Source organism: Streptomyces sp. NPDC048825 (assembly GCF_043198355.1).
Taxonomy (GTDB): Bacteria; Actinomycetota; Actinomycetes; order Streptomycetales; family Streptomycetaceae; genus Streptomyces; species Streptomyces xiangluensis.
Map to the genome: position 1 here is coordinate 57,497 of NZ_JBICUR010000002.1, position 13,488 is coordinate 70,984.

Sequence of the window (13,488 nt, forward strand, 5' to 3'; positions counted from 1 at the left end):
CGCTCCAGGGGGTCCTCCGGATCGGGCGCGGAGAACCTAGCGGAGCGACCGTCACTCTCCAAGGCACCATGACTACGTTGCGTCGTCGCGATACCCGGTAATGCGCCTCTGTGGGCGTTATGCGTCAGTAGTCGAAGGCACGCTTCGTATTCGCCGCGAGGGCCGTCGCCAGCGCATCCTCGTCCAGACCCCGTACGGCGGCCATCGCGCGGACCGTGACCGGAATGAGATACGGGGCGTTAGGCCGTCCGCGGTACGGCGCGGGGGTCAGGAAGGGCGCGTCCGTCTCGACGAGGACGAGTTCGAGGGGGGCCACGGCGAGGGCGTCGCGCAGGGGTTGGGCGTTCTTGAAGGTCATGTTCCCGGCGAAGGACATGAAGTAGCCGTTCTCGGCGCACAGTTCGGCCATCTCTGCGTCCCCGGAGTAGCAGTGGAAGACGGTGCGTTCGGGCGCGCCCTCCTCCTTGAGCACGCGTAGCACGTCGGCGTGGGCGTCGCGGTCGTGGATGACCAGGGTCTTGCCGTGCCGCTTGGCGATCTCGATATGGGCCCGGAACGACCGCTCCTGGGCAGCCTTGCCCTCGGGTCCCGTACGGAAGTAGTCGAGCCCCGTCTCCCCGACGCCCTTGACCTGCGGGAGGCCCGCGAGCCGGTCGATCTCGGCGAGCGCCTCGTCCAGCGCGCCGTCTCCGCCGGGTTCGCGGGCGCCCTGCCGGGACCATCCGTCGGGGTCGCCGAGGACGATCCGCGGCGCCTCGTTGGGGTGCAACGCGACGGTCGCGTGCACGGCCTCGTACTCCGCGGCCGTCTCGGCCGCCCAACGCGAGCCCTTCAGGTCGCAGCCGACCTGCACGACCGTCGTCACGCCGACCGCCGCGGCCTTCGCGAGCCCCTCCGCGACTGTGCCTGACTGCATGTCGAGGTGGGTGTGCGAGTCGGCGACGGGCACACGGAGGGGGTCCGGGAGGGGCGGGGCTTCGGCGTTGGAGGGCATGACCCGATCCTACGAAGGAGCCCTCCCGGTCCTCACCCCGCCTTGCGGTGGTGGAACGGGTGGAGCAGATCGGACAGGTGCCAGTGGTGGCGCTCACCGGGTTCCGCGGGCTCCGCGGACTCTGCCTCGGGCTGCTCCGCCTGGTGCGGCACTGAGCGGGAGCGACGTGGGTGCAGGGAGTTCAGTGCCGAGGACACCTGCCCCGGGCGCATGATCCGTACGACATGACCGTCGCAGTTCTGGCAGGTGGGCCGGCTCAACGGCGACGGCACCACCTGGCCGTCGGCCACGTACATCACGAACTCGCTGCCCTCGGCGTCGATGTGATGCTCGATCTCGTACGACTGCTCCCAGCCGTGCCCGCACCGCATACAGGCGAACGAATACGACTCGTGCACGACGGCCATCTCACTCATGCCAGCTCCTAGGTCCGCTGGTCTGACGCCTCCGGGGGAGCGGAGGCGGGGGACGGGTGCGTCCCGTCACCCAGTGGACTCTTCTGACGGAGCAAGTGCATGGAACCTGCCGACTATTGGACCCGTCTTGGCAGTTCTTTGTCCGAGGGCCCGAATAGCGCGCCTGGGCTTTGCCTTCGCCAAGGCCGCCTTTAGCGACCCTTTAGGGGCGCGGGGCTGTGACATATGCGGCTCCGCCGCGGGGCGCGAGCAACCACCCACAACCCGCAGCCCGCAGCCCGCAGCCCGCACAAATCAGGAACCCTCAACGGCGCTACCCGGATCACCCGGCCTCAAGGCGCGGAGCGCTTCGCGGCGACCACGGCATCGAAGACCTCGCGCTTGGGGCGCCCCGCCTCCGCGGCGACGGAGGCGATGGCCTCCTTACGCCGCTCCCCCGCCTCCTCCCGCACCCGCACTCGGCGCACGAGTTCCGCAGCGTCCACTTCCTCGGCACCCTTCTCCGGCGCCCCTTCCACGACAACGGTGATCTCCCCGCGAACACCCTCCGCGGCCCAAGCCGCAAGCTCCTCCAGTGGCCCCCGCCTGACCTCCTCGTACGTCTTGGTCAGCTCCCGGCACACGGCGGCCCGCCGGTCGGCGCCGAACACCTCCGCCATCGCGGCGAGCGTGTCGTCGACCCGGTGCGGCGACTCGAAGTACACAAGCGTGCGCCGCTCCCCCGCGACCTCCCGCAGCCGGGAGAGCCGCTCGCCCGCCTTCCGAGGCAGGAACCCCTCGAAGCAGAACCGGTCGACAGGCAGCCCGGACAGCGCGAGCGCGGTGAGCACGGCGGACGGTCCGGGCACGGCGGTCACCCGGATGTCCTTCTCCACCGCCGCCGCGACCAGCCGGTAGCCGGGGTCGGACACCGACGGCATCCCCGCGTCGGTCACAAGCAGCACGCGCGCCCCGCCGGCCAGGGCCTCGACGAGTTCGGGCGTACGGGCCGATTCGTTGCCCTCGAAATACGACACGACCCGTCCGGCGGGCTGCACGCCCAGTGCCTGGGTCAGTCGGCGCAGCCGCCGGGTGTCCTCGGCGGCGATCACATCGGCGGCCGTCAACTCCTGGGCCAGCCGGGGCGGTGCGTCCGCGACGTCCCCGATGGGAGTGCCTGCGAGTACAAGGGTTCCTGTCACGGTTCCATCCTCGCAGGGCCGATAAAGGGGACTCGCACAGAAGGGTTCCCTACGATGGCGCGGTGACCAGTACCGCGTCCCACACGGACACCCGGCAGGCAGAGGGCGTCGAAGAGCGGCAGCCGTCGTGGCAGCTGCGGCTTCGCCGGTTCGGCTACAGGAGCCCGGCCAGAAGCGACGTCCGTGACCGTCTGGTGCCTGCGTACGCGCAGCCGAGCCCGCGTGTGTGGGCGGCGTTCGGGCTGTCGAAGCCGGCCGCCGCGCTTTTGGTGCGCTGGTCGGCATGGGTGGGCCCTCTGCTGATCACATTGCTGGCGGGCCTGACGCGGTTCTGGAACCTGGGCAGTCCGAAGTCGGTGATATTCGACGAGACGTACTACGCCAAGGACGCCTGGGCGCTCCTCCACCGCGGGTACGAGGTCAACTGGGCCAAGGACGCCAACGAGCTGATCCTGAAGAACAACGGCGACGTCCCGATCCCGTCGGAGGCCGCGTACGTCGTCCATCCGCCGGTCGGCAAGTACGTGATCGGGCTCGGCGAGTGGCTGTTCGGGTTCACGCCCTTCGGCTGGCGTTTCATGACGGCCGTGCTCGGCACGCTGTCCGTGCTGATGCTGTGCCGGATCGGCCGCCGTCTGTTCCGCTCGACGTTCCTCGGCTGCCTCGCGGGCGCCCTCATGGCCGTCGACGGGCTGCACTTCGTGATGAGCCGCACGGCGCTGCTCGACCAGGTGGTCATGTTCTTCGTCCTCGCGGCCTTCGGCTGCCTGGTCATCGACCGGGACAGGACGCGCGAACGCCTCGCTGCCGCGCTGCCGCCGTCCGACGGCAGCGCAGACGGAGTCGTACGCCCGGACGCGCACACGGCGGAACACACCCGGCTGGGTCTGCGCCCCTGGCGCTGGGCAGCAGGGCTGATGCTCGGTCTCGCCATCGGCACCAAGTGGAACGGTCTGTACGTCCTGGTCGCGTTCTGCCTGATGACGGTCCTGTGGGACGTCGGCTCGCGCAGGGTCGCGGGCGCCCGGCACCCGTACAAGGCGGTACTCAAGCGCGACACGGGCCTGGCGTTCGTGGCGACCGTGCCGGTGGCGATCGTCACGTATCTCGCCTCCTGGACCGGCTGGATCCTGTCCCCCTCCGACGGCAGCGGCGGCTACTTCCGGAACTGGGCGGCGACCGAGGGCAAGGGCGGCAGCTGGACGTTCCTGCCCGACTGGCTGCGCAGCCTGTGGCACTACGAGCACCAGGTGTACGAGTTCCATGTCGGCCTCTCCTCGCCGCACACCTACGAGTCGAACCCGTGGAGCTGGATCGTCACCGGCCGCCCGGTCTCGTACTTCTACGAGTCCCCGAAGCCCGGCAAGGACGGCTGCCCCGTCGACGCGGGCGAGAAGTGCGCCCGCGAGGTCCTCGCCCTCGGCACGCCCCTGCTGTGGTGGGCCGCGGGCTTCGCGATCCTCTATGTGCTGTGGCGCTGGTTCTTCCGCCGCGACTGGCGCGCGGGCGCGATCGCGTGCGGTATCGCGGCCGGCTATCTGCCCTGGTTCATGTACCAGGAGCGCACGATCTTCTTCTTCTACGCGATCGTCTTCCTGCCCTTCCTCTGCCTGGCCCTGGCGATGATGATCGGCGCGATCCTGGGCCCGCCAGGTTCGACCGAACGCCGCCGCGTGGCCGGCGCGGCGGCGGCGGGCGTCCTGGTCCTGCTGATCGCGTGGAACTTCATCTATTTCTGGCCGATCTACACCGGCCAGGCCATCCCGATAGACACCTGGCGTTCACGCATGTGGCTGGATACCTGGGTGTGAGGGCGATCTGAGGGCGGCCTGAGGGCAGGGCCGAGAACCGGACAGCTGCCGGCCACACCGGCTTAACAATCGGGGAACACCGGCCACACCGGTCCCTCCTCCCGCATACAGTGCGATAGATGAGCATCTTTCTGAACACGTTCAGAAAGGCCATGGGGAGGGGATCGCGCAATGCGCAAGGGGGCAAAGGCCGCCGTCGTGGGCGGTGTGTTCGCGGTGATGGTCGGGGGTGCCGGGTACGGCGCGTTCAACATCGTGTCGGCGATCACCGGGGGCAGCACGGCCGGGGGCGACACCGTGAAGACCGGCCCGCCGTCGAGTGACGAGGTCAAGGAGACCAGCGAGGAGTTCTTCGCGGCCTGGGAGAAGGGCCAGGCGGCCAAGGCCGCCGGGCACACGAACAACGCGGGCGTGGCCCAGCCGCTGCTCGCCGGCTACCGCACCGAGGCGCAACTGACCGGCGTCAAGATCACGCCGGGTACGCCGTCGGGCCAGACGGTGCCGTTCTCGGTCTCGGCCACGGTGTCGTACGAGGGGAAGAGCAAGCCCCTTTCGTACAAGAGCGAGCTGACCGTCGTACGCGGGGACACCACCGGACGGGCGCTGGTCGACTGGAAGCCGACCGTCCTGCACCCCGATCTGGACGAGGGCGACACCCTGGTCACGGGCAAGGCGGCCAGCCCGCCGATCGAGGCGGTGGACCGGAACGACACCGTGCTGACCAAGGAGAAGTACCCCTCGCTCGGGCCGATCCTGGACCAGCTGCGGGAGAAGTACGGCGACACCGCGGGCGGCACCCCGGGCGTCGAGCTGGCGGTCCGGAGCGCGGATGAGAACGCGGGCGACAAGACGCTTCTCACGCTTACGGAGGGCAAGCCGGGCAAGCTGCGCACCACGCTCAGCGCGGGCGCGCAGGCCGCTGCGGAGAAGGCGGTCAAGGAGTACTCGGAGTCGTCGGTGGTCGCGGTGAAGCCGAGCACCGGCGAGGTGCTGGCGGTCGCCAACCGCCGGACCGACGAGTTCAACGCGGCGTTCCTGGGCAAGCTCGCGCCGGGCTCCACCATGAAGATCCTCTCCGCGGCGACGCTGATCGACAACGGCGTCACGAACGCGACCGGACCCGCGCCCTGCCCGGCGGAAGCGACCTGGCAGAGCCAGACCTTCAAGAACATCGAGGGCATGACGCCCAACGAGGACGCGACCCTCTCGGAGAGCTTCGCGCGCTCCTGCAACACGGCGTTCGTGAAGTACGCGGACGAGGTGAAGGCCGACTCGCTCACGAAGGAGGCCCAGGAGCGCTTCGGTCTCGGCCGGGACAACTGGAAGACCGGCATCGCGTCCTTCGACGGCTCCGTCCCGGCCTCCGGCGGCCCCGACACGGCGGCCAACATGCTCGGCCAGGGCCAGGTCCAGATGAGCCCCCTCAACATGGCCTCCGTCACCGCGACCGCGATGACGGGCACCTTCCGGCAGCCGGTGATCGTGCCGCAGAGCCTCGACGACCGTGAACTGGCCACCGCGAAGGGCCTGGACGCCGGTACGGTCGCGCAGCTGCGCCAGATGATGAACCGCACCGCGGTCAGCGGCACCGCGGCCAAGGCCATGGCCGGGCTCGGCGGCAGCGTCGGCGCGAAGACCGGTTCGGCGGAGGTCGACGGGCAGAAAACGTCCAACAGCTGGTTCACCGGCTACCGGGACGACATCGCGGCGGCGGCCATGACCCAGGAGGGCGGCCGGGGCGGCGACGCGGCGGGCCCGATTGTCGCAGCCGTGCTACGAGCGTCCTCGTAAGGTCCCCTCTGTCACACCGGGACCCTAGGCTGTTGGCTCTCGTTCTCTAAGTGGAACGTGAGACTACTGAGGCAACAGCGGAGGAACGGGAGCTGTGGGGAACAGGGGACGCGCCAACGAGCGCGGCAGGACGAAGCCCGCCGTCATCGGCGGGATGATCGCCGTGGTCCTCGGCGGGGCCGGGTTCGGCGTCTACACCGTGTACGACGGTGGGGCGGCGGCCGACGACAGCGCCTCGACGGCCGACGAACGCAAGCCGGCCGTGAAGACCGGCCCCCTGTCGGCGGCCGAGGTCAAGTCGGCGGCCACAACGTTCCTCACGGCCTGGCAGAGCGGTGACGTCACGAAGGCCGCCGCCACCACGAACGACACGGCGGCGGCCCGCACGCTGCTCACCGGGTACGGCAAAGAGGCGCGCATCAAGGACGTGACGCTCACGCCTGGCACCAGATCCGGCGCGAAGATGCCGTTCTCCGTGAAGGGCACCGTCTCCTACAACGGCCAGACCAAGGCCCTCTCGTACGACTCCCAGCTCACCGTCGTCCGCCGGGCCGAGGACGGAAAGCCACTGGTCGACTGGCAGTCCTCCGTCGTCCACCCGGATCTGGAGGACGGCGACCGTCTGGTCACCGGGGAGGCCGGGACACCGCCGGTCAAGGCACTCGACCGGGACGGCGGGGAGCTGACCGCGGCCAAGTACCCGTCCCTGGGGACGGTCCTTGACGGCCTGCGCGAGAAGTACGGCAAGAAGGCCGGCGGCAAGGCGGGCATCGAGCTGCGGGTGATCCGCAAGGGCTCCTCGGGCGATTCCGCCAAGGCGACCGAGGGCGACGAGGGGGCCCCCGACAAGACGCTGCTGGAGCTGAGCAAGGGGACGCCGGGCACGGTTCGTACGACCCTCAATCCGAGCCTCCAGGCGACGGCCGAGGAGCAGGTGGCCAAGAAGCCCAAGGCGTCGTTGGTCATGACGAAGGCGTCGACGGGCGAGATCCTGGCCGTCGCGAACTCCGGCCGCGGCTTCAACACCGCCTTCCAGGGCTCCCTGGCACCCGGTTCCACGATGAAGATCATCTCGGCGTCGCTGCTCCTCGACAAGGGGCTGGCGTCGATGGACGAGCAGCACCCGTGCCCCAAGTTCTCCACGTACGGCGGCTGGAAGTTCCAGAACGACGACAAGTTCGAGATCAAGGGCGGCACGTTCAAGGCGAGCTTCGCGCGGTCCTGCAACACGGCCTTCATCAGCCAGGCGAAGGAGCTGAGCGACGACGATCTGACGAAGCAGGCCCAGGAGGTCTTCGGGCTCGGCAAGAACAACTGGTCGATCGGGGTGTCCAGCTTCGACGGCGCGGTGCCGGTGCAGTCGGACGCCCAGATGGCGGCCTCACTGATCGGCCAGGGCGCGGTCCGGATGAACCCGCTGAACATGGCGTCGGTCGTCGCGACGGCGAAGACGGGCACCTTCCGCCAGCCCTACCTGGTGTCTCCGGACGTCGACGACCGTGCGCTGGCGAAGGCGCCACGTTTGCTGTCCGCCTCCACGCGGGCCCAGTTGCAGGAACTGCTGCAGTACACCGCGGCGGCGGGAACGGCGGCCGAGGCGATGGCCGGCCTCGGCCCCGACACCGGCGCGAAGACCGGCTCCGCGGAGGTCGACGGCCAGAAGAAGCCCAACGGCTGGTTCACGGCGTGGAAGGGCGACCTGGCTGCGGCGGGTGTCGTGCAGCAGGGCGGGCATGGTGGCGAAGCCGCTGGGCCGCTCGTGGCGGCGATGTTGAAGGCGGGTAGCTGAGCCGAGCGCCCCTGCCGAAGTCCAAGTGCGGTACCGCGCCCCGGGGGCCGTAGGCCCCAAGGGGCGCGGGGCTGTTTCAATGTGCGGCTCCGCCGCGTGGGCGCGACCAGCCACGACGGACCCGCAGCTTCGAACTGCCCCACCCAGCGGAGCACAAGCGCTCAGTGAGCCACCGGCGCCCCCGCCATATACGTACGCCGCAAGAAGCGGATCAAGGCCTTCACATCGAACTGCACCACCGCCACCCCCTCCGGCGAGTGGAACTCCACCACGGTCTGGACGCGGCCGCACGGCCATATGCGTATGTCACCGGACGCGGTCGGAGTGCGCAGCCCCCGTTCGAGGAGGTCGCGGGCGACAACCCATTCGTGCTGCCCGGGAAGGGTGACGTGCACCTCGGGCGGCTCGGCCTCGGGGTCGTAGCGGAGGGCTACCGGGACGGCGGGCGTTTCCTGTGCCGAGTCCGTGACGATGTGGGCGCGCGCGTACTGCTCGACGGCGGACATCGGTCGCTCCTTCGCTGGGGGTCCAGAGGACCCTGTGAGAACCCTTTATGTGGATTTCTATCCAATGTCGCATACTTTCCGGATTGCGCTCCCGAGCTATTGAGGGACACCTCGCTCTTGCAAGCCGTTCGCAACAAGGCACTATCATCAAACGGTTAGCCAGCCGGCCGGACCCCGGAAGCGGAGCCCATCCATGCACGTGCCCGACGGATTCATCAACGCCCCCGTCTCCCTGGCCACCGGAGTCGTCGCCGCCGGAGCCGTCGCCGTCAGCCTGCGCGGCGCCCGGCGCGAACTCGACGAGCGGACCGCCCCGCTCGCGGGCCTGGTCGCCGCGTTCATCTTCGCCGTGCAGATGCTGAACTTCCCGGTCGCCGCAGGCACCAGCGGCCACCTCCTCGGCGGCGCGCTGGCCGCGATACTCGTGGGCCCCTACACAGGGGTCCTCTGCGTCTCGGTCGTCCTCCTCATGCAGGGCATCCTCTTCGCGGACGGCGGCCTCACCGCGCTCGGCGTGAACATCACGATCATGGCGGTGGTCACCACGGTCGTGGGGTACGCCGTATTCCGCGGCCTCGTAAAACTCCTTCCCAAGAAGCGCCGCTCCATTACCGTCTCCGCGTTCATCGCCGCCGTGCTCTCCGTGCCGGCCTCCGCCGCCGCCTTCACGCTCGTCTACGCGATCGGCGGCACCACCGACGTACCCATCGGGCAGGTCCTGACCGCGATGGTCGGCGTCCACGTCCTCATCGGCATCGGCGAGGCCACGATCACCGCGCTCACGGTCGGCGCCGTCATCGCCGTACGACCGGACCTCGTGTACGGCGCCCGCGGACTGACCGCCCCGCTGAAGCTCCGCGTGAACGGCGAACTGGTCGACGCCCCGGCCGCCGAACCCGCCCCGGTCGCCGCCCGGTCTCCCCGCAAGGTCTGGCTCGCCGGCCTCGCCGCCTCCCTCGTACTCGCCGGCTTCGTCAGCTTCTACGCCTCCGCCAGCCCCGACGGCCTGGAGAAGGTCGCCGCCGACAAGGGCATCGACGCCAAGACCGAGGACCACGCCGCCGCCGACTCCCCGCTGGCCGACTACGGCATCGAGGGCATCACCGACTCCCGTGTCTCCGGCGGCCTCGCGGGCGCGATCGGCGTGGGCGTCACGGTGGTCGCGGGCACGGGCGTCTTCTGGGCCGTACGCAAGCGCCGTACGTCCGAGACCTCGCCCTCGTCAGTTCCCGAGAACGTCTGACATGGGCGCAGGCCACGCACACAAGCTCTACCGGCACGGGCACTCACCCGTGCACGCCCTGCCGCCGCACACCAAGCTCGCGGCCGTCTTCGCCTTCGTGCTCGTCGTCGTGTCGACGCCGCGCGAGGCGATGTGGGCCTTCGCGCTGTACGCCGCGCTGCTCGCGACCGTCGCGTACGCGGCCCGCGTACCGGCCGGCTTCCTGCTGAAGCGGCTCCTGATCGAGGTGCCGTTCGTGACCTTCGCGGTACTGATGCCCTTCGTGGCGCAGGGCGAGCGCGTGGACGTCCTCGGGATGTCCCTGAGCGTGAACGGCTTGTGGGGCGCCTGGAACGTACTCGCCAAGGGCACCCTCGGCGTCGCCGCCTCCGTACTGCTCGCCTCGACCACCGAACTGCGCGAACTCCTCCTGGGATTGCAGCGGTTGAAGCTGCCCCCGCTTCTCGTCCAGATCGCCTCCTTCATGATCCGGTACGGCGACGTCATCGCGGACGAGATGCGGCGCATGCGCATCGCCCGCGAGTCGCGCGGCTTCGAGGCCCGGGGCGTACGGTCCTGGGGCGTCCTCGCCAAGTCGGCGGGCGCGCTGTTCATCCGGTCGTACGAGCGCGGGGAGCGGGTGCATCTCGCCATGGTGAGCCGGGGTTACGCCGGTTCCATGCCGGTCATCGACGAAGTGACCGCGTCCCGGGCGCAGTGGTCGTACGCCCTTGCCCTGCCCTTCGCCGCCCTCCTCGTCTGCGTGTTGGGATGGACTCTGTGACTCCCTCTTTGGAAGTGGCCGGACTGGCCTTCGCGTACCCCGACGGCCACCAGGCGCTGTTCGGCGTCGACTTCACCATCGCGCGCGGTGAACGCGTGGCGCTGCTCGGGCCGAACGGCGCCGGGAAGACCACGCTCGTGCTGCACCTCAACGGCATCCTGACCGGCGGCACCGGCACCGTGACGGTCGCCGGGCTGCCAGTCGGCAAGAAGCACATGGCCGAGATCCGGCGGAAGGTCGGCATCGTCTTCCAGGACCCGGACGACCAGCTGTTCATGCCGACCGTGCGCGAGGACGTGGCCTTCGGACCCGCGGCAGCCGGGCTGAAGGGCCCTGAGCTGGAGGCACGGGTCCGTACGGCGCTGGAGCGGGTCGGCATGGAGGCCTTCGCGGACCGCCCCCCGCACCACCTCTCCTTCGGCCAGCGGCGCCGGGTGGCGGTCGCGACCGTTCTCGCGATGGAGCCGGAGATCCTCGTACTCGACGAGCCGTCGTCCAACCTCGACCCCGCCTCGCGGCGCGAACTCGCAGACATCCTGCGGTCGTTGGACGTCACCGTGCTCATGGTCACCCACGACCTGCCGTACGCCCTCGAACTGTGCCCCCGCTCCATGATCCTCAGCGAGGGCGTGATCGCCGCGGACGGGAAGACGGGCGAACTGCTCTCCGACGAGGAGCTGATGCGGCAGCATCGCCTGGAGTTGCCCTTCGGCTTCGATCCGCGCTCCGTGACAATGGGCGCGTGACGAACGACGAGGGCTCTCTCTCCCTGGACGACCAGCTGTGCTTCGCGCTGTACTCCGCCCACCGCGCGGTGACGGCCGCGTACCGCCCGCTGCTCGACGAACTCGGCCTCACCTACCCCCAGTACCTCGTCCTGCTGGTCCTGTGGGAGCGCGGCGAGACGCCGGTCAAGGAACTGGCGGCCGCCCTGCGGCTCGACTACGGCACCGTGTCCCCGCTCCTGAAGCGGCTGGAAGCGGCGGGCCTGGTCCGGCGTGAACGGTCGGCGCGGGACGAGCGGTCGGTGCTCGTCGCGGTCACGGGACGCGGGGAGGGGCTGAAGGAGCGCGCGGAGTGCGTACCGGGCGAACTGCTCAGGGCGACCGGGCTCGGCGGGCCGGAGGTCGCGCGGTTGCGCGAGGAGTTGCGGCGGCTGGCGGAGGAGGCGGAGGCCGCGGCGGACCGTACCGGCTGATCTCGCGTTACCCACGGTTGCTACCCCCTGGTAACGGGGGCCTGGTTACCGCCAAGTACCTTGTGCACGATGTACTTGTGCGCATGTGTTCCGGGGGAGGCCAACCATGACTGACGGCACCGCTGTTGCAGACACCCGTCCAACGAAGATCATGTACGTCGCCGAGGCCACCGCTCACGGCGGTCGCGAGGGCTACGTCACCAGTCAGGACGGCCAGATCGATCTGAAGGTGGCGATGCCGCCCGCGCTCGGCGGCGACGGCAACGGCACGAATCCGGAGCAGCTGTTCGCGGCCGGGTTCAGCGCCTGCTTCCACAACGCGCTGGTCCTCGTCGGCCGCCGGGCCGGCTTCGACCTCATCGGCTCCACGGTCGCCGCGAAGGTCGGCATCGGGCCGAACAAGCAGCGGGGCTACGGACTCGCGGTCGCCCTCAGCGTCTCGCTCCCCGTCCTCGACCCGGGCATCGCCTCTAAGCTTGTGGACGCGGCGCACGAGGTCTGCCCGTACTCGAACGCGACGCGGGGCAATATCGAGGTCACGATCCTGCTGGGCTAGGAATCGCGGGCTGGGGGCGGGTGTTGCCCCCACTGTCGGCAGTTTCTGGACGGGAGTACGGGCGTGGACGTGAACGGCACGGTGGCGGAGGGCTTCGAGCCGGTCAGGGATGCGTTCGTACGCAACTTCACGGCACTCGGGGAGCGGGGCGCGGCGGTGGTCGTGTACCGGGACGGGCGCAAGGTCGTCGACCTGTGGGGCGGACTGCGGGACGTGGCGGACTCCCCGGCCCCCTGGGAGCGCGGGACCGCGCAGATCGTGCGCTCGGCTACAAAGGGGGTCGCCGCTGCCGTACCCCTTCTCCTGCACCAGCGCGGGCAGTTGGACCTGGACGCGCCAGTGGCGGAGTACTGGCCCGAGTTCAAGGCAGCGGGCAAGGAGCGGGTGCTGGTGCGGCAGGTGCTGTCGCACCAGGCTGGAGTGCCGGTGCTGGACGAGCCGTTGACTCCGGCTCAGGCGCTGGATCCGCTGCGGGGCGCCGAGGCCGTGGCGCGGCAGGCCCCGGCGTGGGAGCCGGGCACCGACCACGGCTATCACGCGCTGACGTACGGCTGGCTGACCGGTGAACTGGTGCGGCGGGTGACGGGCCGGGGAATCGGGGAGTGGACCGCCGACGAGATCGCCGCCCCGCTGGGCCTGGACCTCTGGATCGGTCTGCCGGACGGAGAGGCGGGCCGCGTGGGCCGGGTCGGCCGGCTGGAGACACCTCCGGCCGCCGGGGGCCTGCGTACGCGCCCCAAGCGCACAGTCTCGGAGGCGTACGAGGACCCCGCCTCCCTCACCCGGCGGGCCTTCGCCGCGATCACCCCGTTCCCCGACCAGAACGACCCGGCGTACCGCGCGGCGACGCTCCCCGCGACGAACGGCATCGCGACGGCGGACGGCCTGGCCCGCTTCTACGCCTCGCTGATCGGCGAAGTGGACGGCGTACCAAGCCTGTTCACGCCGCAGACGCTGGCAGCGGCCCGCACGGAGGAATCCGCGGGCCCCGACCGAATCCTGGTGATCAACACCCGCTTCGGCCTCGGCTACATGCTCCACGGCTCGGCCTCCCCCTTCCTGTCCCCCGGCTCCTTCGGCCACCCGGGCCGAGGCGGCGCCCTCGGCTTCGCCGACCCCGAGTCGGGCATCGCTTTCGGCTATGTGACGAACGGCTTCCGCAAGACGGTTACGGCGGATCCGCGGGCGCAGGCGCTGGTACGGGCGGTGAGGGCCGCGCAGTCGTCGTAGCCGACCCGGC

Annotated in this window: 13 protein-coding genes; 9 read left to right on the top strand and 4 right to left on the bottom strand. The window is 70.1% G+C overall.

Going from position 1 to position 13,488, the window contains the following annotated elements:
- Positions 1 to 124 precede the first annotated feature (124 nt).
- The 3 genes from ACGFNK_RS05565 to rsmI form a co-directional block, all read right to left on the bottom strand.
- The gene (locus ACGFNK_RS05565) at positions 125 to 994 is read right to left on the bottom strand and encodes a TatD family hydrolase (protein ID WP_393412265.1); all 870 of its coding nucleotides are present in this window, start codon (positions 992 to 994) and stop codon (positions 125 to 127) included.
- A 32-nt stretch (positions 995 to 1,026) separates the two neighbouring features.
- Positions 1,027 to 1,410, bottom strand: coding sequence for a hypothetical protein (locus tag ACGFNK_RS05570; protein WP_393412267.1), 384 nt, complete (start codon positions 1,408 to 1,410; stop codon positions 1,027 to 1,029).
- A 332-nt stretch (positions 1,411 to 1,742) separates the two neighbouring features.
- Positions 1,743 to 2,591 (bottom strand): 16S rRNA (cytidine(1402)-2'-O)-methyltransferase, encoded by an 849-nt coding sequence (gene rsmI / locus ACGFNK_RS05575; RefSeq protein WP_393412269.1) that lies wholly within the window; start codon positions 2,589 to 2,591, stop codon positions 1,743 to 1,745.
- A 62-nt stretch (positions 2,592 to 2,653) separates the two neighbouring features.
- Here rsmI and ACGFNK_RS05580 point away from each other — a divergent pair, with 62 nt between their 5' ends.
- The 3 genes from ACGFNK_RS05580 (at position 2,654) to ACGFNK_RS05590 (ending at position 7,982) form a co-directional block, all read left to right on the top strand.
- Entirely contained in the window at positions 2,654 to 4,402 is a 1,749-nt protein-coding gene (locus tag ACGFNK_RS05580; RefSeq protein WP_393412271.1) for a dolichyl-phosphate-mannose--protein mannosyltransferase, read from the top strand.
- A 171-nt stretch (positions 4,403 to 4,573) separates the two neighbouring features.
- Entirely contained in the window at positions 4,574 to 6,193 is a 1,620-nt protein-coding gene (locus tag ACGFNK_RS05585) for a penicillin-binding transpeptidase domain-containing protein (RefSeq protein WP_393412273.1), read from the top strand.
- A 94-nt stretch (positions 6,194 to 6,287) separates the two neighbouring features.
- On the top strand, positions 6,288 to 7,982 hold the full coding sequence (locus ACGFNK_RS05590; protein ID WP_393412275.1) for a penicillin-binding transpeptidase domain-containing protein: 1,695 nt from the start codon (positions 6,288 to 6,290) through the stop codon (positions 7,980 to 7,982).
- A 161-nt stretch (positions 7,983 to 8,143) separates the two neighbouring features.
- On the opposite strand, the gene ACGFNK_RS05595 is transcribed toward ACGFNK_RS05590, so the two are convergent.
- A complete protein-coding gene (locus tag ACGFNK_RS05595) occupies positions 8,144 to 8,488 on the bottom strand; it encodes an SsgA family sporulation/cell division regulator (RefSeq protein ID WP_393412277.1) in 345 nt (114 codons plus the stop codon).
- A gap of 193 nt (positions 8,489 to 8,681) precedes the next feature.
- Here ACGFNK_RS05595 and ACGFNK_RS05600 point away from each other — a divergent pair, with 193 nt between their 5' ends.
- From ACGFNK_RS05600 to ACGFNK_RS05625, 6 genes are all read left to right on the top strand, one after another.
- Positions 8,682 to 9,731, top strand: a complete 1,050-nt coding sequence (locus ACGFNK_RS05600) for an energy-coupling factor ABC transporter permease (RefSeq protein WP_393412279.1) — start codon at positions 8,682 to 8,684, stop codon at positions 9,729 to 9,731.
- A gap of 1 nt (position 9,732) precedes the next feature.
- The gene (gene cbiQ / locus ACGFNK_RS05605; RefSeq protein WP_393412281.1) at positions 9,733 to 10,494 is read left to right on the top strand and encodes a cobalt ECF transporter T component CbiQ; all 762 of its coding nucleotides are present in this window, start codon (positions 9,733 to 9,735) and stop codon (positions 10,492 to 10,494) included.
- Positions 10,482 to 11,240: an energy-coupling factor ABC transporter ATP-binding protein gene (locus ACGFNK_RS05610; protein WP_386343817.1), complete on the top strand. Its 759-nt coding sequence runs from the start codon at positions 10,482 to 10,484 to the stop codon at positions 11,238 to 11,240. Before cbiQ ends, ACGFNK_RS05610 begins: the two co-directional genes overlap by 13 nt.
- A complete protein-coding gene (locus ACGFNK_RS05615) occupies positions 11,237 to 11,692 on the top strand; it encodes a MarR family winged helix-turn-helix transcriptional regulator (protein ID WP_393412283.1) in 456 nt (151 codons plus the stop codon). The genes ACGFNK_RS05610 and ACGFNK_RS05615 overlap by 4 nt, the downstream gene beginning before the upstream one ends.
- 106 nt (positions 11,693 to 11,798) lie before the next feature.
- Positions 11,799 to 12,248, top strand: a complete 450-nt coding sequence (locus ACGFNK_RS05620) for an organic hydroperoxide resistance protein (protein WP_386343814.1) — start codon at positions 11,799 to 11,801, stop codon at positions 12,246 to 12,248.
- Between the two features lie 63 nt (positions 12,249 to 12,311).
- A complete protein-coding gene (locus tag ACGFNK_RS05625; protein ID WP_393412286.1) occupies positions 12,312 to 13,478 on the top strand; it encodes a serine hydrolase domain-containing protein in 1,167 nt (388 codons plus the stop codon).
- Positions 13,479 to 13,488: the final 10 nt, after the last annotated feature.